This window comes from Actinokineospora sp. (genome assembly GCF_050699995.1).
GTDB lineage: Bacteria > Actinomycetota > Actinomycetes > Mycobacteriales > Pseudonocardiaceae > Actinokineospora.
This window is the reverse complement of record NZ_JBOHGC010000554.1, coordinates 1-4288: the sequence shown is the minus strand read 5'-3', so window position 1 is coordinate 4288 and position 4288 is coordinate 1. Positions and strand designations below refer to the sequence as shown.

Annotated in this window: 4 protein-coding genes and 1 pseudogene; 4 read left to right on the top strand and 1 reads right to left on the bottom strand. The window is 70.5% G+C overall.

Translation table 11 applies throughout. The features are described from left to right. From ACRDSQ_RS26840 to ACRDSQ_RS26830, 3 genes and pseudogenes are all read left to right on the top strand, one after another. A pseudogene (locus tag ACRDSQ_RS26840) lies at positions 1 to 206 on the top strand (hypothetical protein); the annotation flags it as partial. After that, positions 196 to 1791, top strand: coding sequence for a sensor histidine kinase (locus tag ACRDSQ_RS26835; RefSeq protein ID WP_431424789.1), 1596 nt, complete (start codon positions 196 to 198; stop codon positions 1789 to 1791). The pseudogene ACRDSQ_RS26840 and the gene ACRDSQ_RS26835, both read left to right, overlap by 11 nt. After that, a complete protein-coding gene (locus tag ACRDSQ_RS26830) occupies positions 1788 to 2450 on the top strand; it encodes a response regulator transcription factor (protein WP_431424787.1) in 663 nt (220 codons plus the stop codon). The genes ACRDSQ_RS26835 and ACRDSQ_RS26830 overlap by 4 nt, the downstream gene beginning before the upstream one ends. Before the next feature lie 10 nt (positions 2451 to 2460). Here the strand turns inward: ACRDSQ_RS26830 and ACRDSQ_RS26825 are convergent, their stop codons facing one another. Then, complete coding sequence (locus ACRDSQ_RS26825) at positions 2461 to 3051, bottom strand: TetR/AcrR family transcriptional regulator (RefSeq protein ID WP_431424785.1); 591 nt, start codon at positions 3049 to 3051, stop codon at positions 2461 to 2463. A 270-nt stretch (positions 3052 to 3321) separates the two neighbouring features. On the opposite strand from ACRDSQ_RS26825, the gene ACRDSQ_RS26820 reads away from it, so the two are divergent. Continuing rightward, positions 3322 to 4288, top strand: a 967-nt coding sequence (locus tag ACRDSQ_RS26820) for a glutamate-cysteine ligase family protein (protein ID WP_431424783.1), incomplete at its 3' end; no start/stop codon positions are given.

The following is a 4288-nucleotide window of genomic DNA, read 5'->3' as shown; positions in this document are numbered from 1 at the left end:
GACCAGGTAGTGACACAGCCCCGACCACGACCACCTCACCCGCGCCGCCCTCCGCCGTGCCTGCGCCCTCCGCGCCTGCGCCCGCGCCGCCCGCCGCGGAGTCCGTGAGGCCCCGGACACCGACGCCGACCGTGGTCGTGCCCGTGCCGCCGGTGAGCGACGACGATGACGGCGGGCGGGGCGGCGGTGACGATGGTGACGACTGAGGAGGACGCCGCCTCCCGCGCCAGCCGTGTCTCTGTGAAGGGCGTGGTCGGGCTGTGGCGACCCGTCCGGGCGGAACCGGAGGGGTCGAACGCGGATGCGCCCGACTCAGGTACGGCGGCGACGCCCGGCGCGGCGCGGCACGATCGGCCGCCCGGTCGCCAGTGGGTGGTGCCCGCCCGGATCCGGATCATGGGCTGGCTGCTGCTGCTGATGGTGATGGCGCTGGCCACGGTCGCCCTGGTGACCCGCAACATGTTGCTGCGGCAGGTCGACGGCAACGTCGCGACCGCGCTCGAGCAGGAGGCTCGCGAGTTCAGTGGGGTCGCCGCCGCCGGTGTCGACCGCGCCACCAACCGGCCCATCGGCAGCGCCCGCGAACTGCTGTTCAACCACCTGCAGCGGCAGTACCCCGATGAGGATGAGGTGCTCGTCGGCTGGGTCGCGAACACCGGGGACGGCGAGGTCCTGCACCAGCAGCGCCTCATGCCGCTGCCTCTGCATCAACGCCCGGAGTTGTTCGACACGATCCTGGTCTCCGCGAACAATCACGGTTCCACGCGGACCGACGCGGGCGAGATGCGGTGGGTCAAAGTCGCCGTCGCCGGGCCGAGCGCCGCCGCGGGTGACAGGGGGATCTTCGTCGTCGGGTACTTCGTCGCCGGGGACCAGGCCAAGGTCGACCAAACCATCCGGACGCTGGCCCTGGTCAGCCTCGCGGGCCTGCTACTGGGCGGTTTCGCCGCCTGGCTTGTCGCCGGGCAGATCCTGGCGCCGGTCCGGCTGCTGCACCACGCCGCGACCCAGATCGGGGAACACGACCTCACCCGCCGGATACCGGTGACCGGACACGACGACATCGCGCGACTGGCCGACCAGTTCAACGAGATGCTCGACCGGCTGCAGGAGGCCTTCGACACGCAGCGGCACTTCGTCGACGACGCCGGACACGAACTGCGCACCCCGATCACGATCATCCGCGGTCACCTGGAACTGATGGGCGAGGACCCGGCCGACCGCGCCGCCGTCATCCGACTGTGCACCGACGAACTGGACCGGATGAACCGGATCGTCGCCGACCTGCTCGTGCTCGCCAAGGCCGAACGACCGGACTTCATCCAGCCAGCCACGGTCGAGCTCATTGAGCTGACCAGTGACCTCGACGCCAAGGTGCGCGCGTTGGGCGACCGGAGGTGGAGGCTGGAGGCGATCGGCGAGGGCCGTGTCGTACTCGATCCCCAGCGCGTCACCCAAGCAGTTGTCCAACTGGCTCAGAACGCCGTGCAGCACACCGCCGACGGCGACGAGATCCGGCTCGGCTCGGCCCTGTACAACGGCGCCGTGTCGTTCTGGATCACCGACCAAGGACCAGGTGTGTCGTCTGCCGAGACCGAACGGATCTTCGAGCGATTCGCCCGGAGCTCCACCCGCGGCGGGACCGGGCAGCGCACCGGGGCGGGCCTCGGGCTGGCCATCGTCAAGGCCATCGCCGAGGCGCACGGCGGCACGACCAGACTGATGTCCAAGCCCGGAAAGGGCGCCACGTTCGGTATCGAACTGCCCATACGGCAAGGGAGTGCCCGGTGAGCAGGATCCTCATCGCCGAAGACGAGGAACGCATCGCTTCGTTCGTGCGCAAAGGCCTGTCCGCCAACGGTTTCACCACGACGACCGTGGCCGACGGGGATGCCGCGGTCGACTACGCGTTGACCGGTGAGTTCGACCTGGTCCTGCTCGATTTGGGTCTGCCGGGCAAGGACGGTTTCGCTGTCCTGCAGACAATGCGCGCCGCGCGGGTAACCACACCGGTGATTATCCTGACCGCGAGGGACTCGGTGCACGACACCGTGACCGGGCTGGAAGGCGGCGCCGACGACTACATGACCAAGCCCTTCCGGTTCGAGGAGTTGCTGGCCAGGGTGCGGCTGCGGCTGCGGCCGGTTGACCAGGCCGCCGAGGTGACCGTGTTGCGCGCCCGGGGGATCAGCTTGGACCTGCGCACCCGCCGAGCCCAGGTCGGGCAGACCACGGTCGACCTGACCGCACGGGAGTTCGTCCTGCTCGACCTGTTCCTACGCCACCCCGGTCAGGTGCTCTCCCGCGAGCAGATCCTCTCGCACGTGTGGGGTTACGACTTCGATCCAAGCTCCAACATCGTCGACGTCTACGTCCGGACGCTGCGCCGCAAGCTGGGCGCCGAGCACATCGCCACCATCCGCGGCATGGGCTACGCCCTCGGCCGCTGACCACCCGGGGTCAGGGTGAGCGGCGGTGTCGGCGGACGGTCTCCTCGACGAGGTCGAGGACCGGGTCGAGGTCGTCGGCGGGCAGGCCCATCGCCAGGTGCGAGACCAGACCCTCCAGGACGAGTTCCAGGAACGCGGTCAGCACGCCGATGTCGATGTCGTCGCGCAGGTTGCCCGCCTCGCGCTTGCGCAGCAGGCGCTCGCGGGTGGCGACGGTCAGTGGCTCGGAGCGCTCGGCCCAGCGGGCGCGGAACTCCTGGTCGGTCCGCAGCCTGCGCGAGACCTCCAGCCGGGTGGCCAACCAGTCGGCCGGGCTGTCCCCGCTGCCCGCGGGGGTCGACAGCAGGTCACGCATGACCTGGACGAGACCCTGCTGGGCGACCACGTCGGTCATCCGCAGCACGTCGTCCTCAGCCAGGGCGAGGAAGAGCGACTCCTTGTCGCGGAAGTGGTGGAAGATCGCGCCGCGCGACAACCCGGTAGCCTCTTCGAGGCGGCGCACGGTCGCGCCCTCGTATCCGTGGCGCGCGAAGCAGGACCGCGCCCCGTCGAGGATCTGACGGCGGCGCGCGTCGAGGTGGTCTTGGCTCACGCGGGGCACCCGACGATCGTGTCAGCCGAACCCGCCGGAAGCAATCCGTACGTACGTATTGGGTATCACCCGCCCGGCCCAGCCCCCGCACTTTCGGATCATGCGGCTGTCGGTGCCCCCGTGTAGCGTCGATTTCACGGCACGGACGAAGGGGTGAGTCCTCTGACCGCAGTATGCGATCCGGAGACCACCGGGCCCGATGGACGACGTTTGCGGGCCCGCGTGGAAGCCGAGGCGTACGTCGCCTTGGTGTGTTTCAAACATGGCCCACCGAACCTGGTGGGAGTCGAGCTGGAGTGGACGGTCCATCACCGTGACGATCCCCGGCGGCGCCTCGACTCCGACCATCTCGCCGCCGCTCTCGGCCCGCACACCCCGACGACGTTGAGACCCGACAGTCCCCACCTCGCGCTTCCGGCGGGTTCACCGCTCTCCTTGGAGCCCGGCGGCCAAGTCGAGATCTCCTCCCTCCCGGCCTCCGATTTCGGGCAGTTGCTCGACGCGGTCATCGCCGACCACCACTATCTCGCCGACCGGCTCGATCAAGCGGGCCTGGTCCTGGGTGCCTGGGGCACCGATCCCTTCCGGACTCCGCGAAGAGTCCTCGACACTCCCCGCTACGCCGCAATGGAGCGCGCGTTCGCGCCCATCGGGCCCGACGGGATCGCCATGATGTGCGCGACCGCGGGCCTGCAGGTCTGCGTCGACGTCGGCGAGGCCGCCGACACACCCGCCCGGTGGGCGGCGATCACCTCGCTGGGGCCGGTGATGCTCGCGCTGTTCGCGAACTCGCCGCACCTCGCGGGCGAACTCACCGGCTGGGCGTCGACCAGGGCCCGCAGCGTGTTCGGCACCGACCCGTCGCGCAGCGCCCCGCTCCCGCGGACCGACGACCCGGTGGGCACATGGGTCCGGCACGTCCTCGACACCCCGCTGCTCTGCGTGCGCAGACCAGGCCAGAGCTGGGACGCGCCGCCTGGTGTCACCTTCGCCGACTGGATCGCCGGAGCACTGCCCGAACCGCCCACCACCGCCGACCTCGACTACCACATCTCGACGCTGTTCCCGCCGGTCCGCCCCCAGGGCTACTTCGAGGTGCGCTACCTCGACGCCCAGGACGGCGTGGGCTGGATCACCCCGGCGGCCCTCGTGGCCGCGCTGACCGCCGACCCGGCCACCGTCGACGAAGTCGCCGCGGCCTGCGCGCCGGTCGCCGACCGCTGGGTCTTCGCGGCCCGGCACGGGC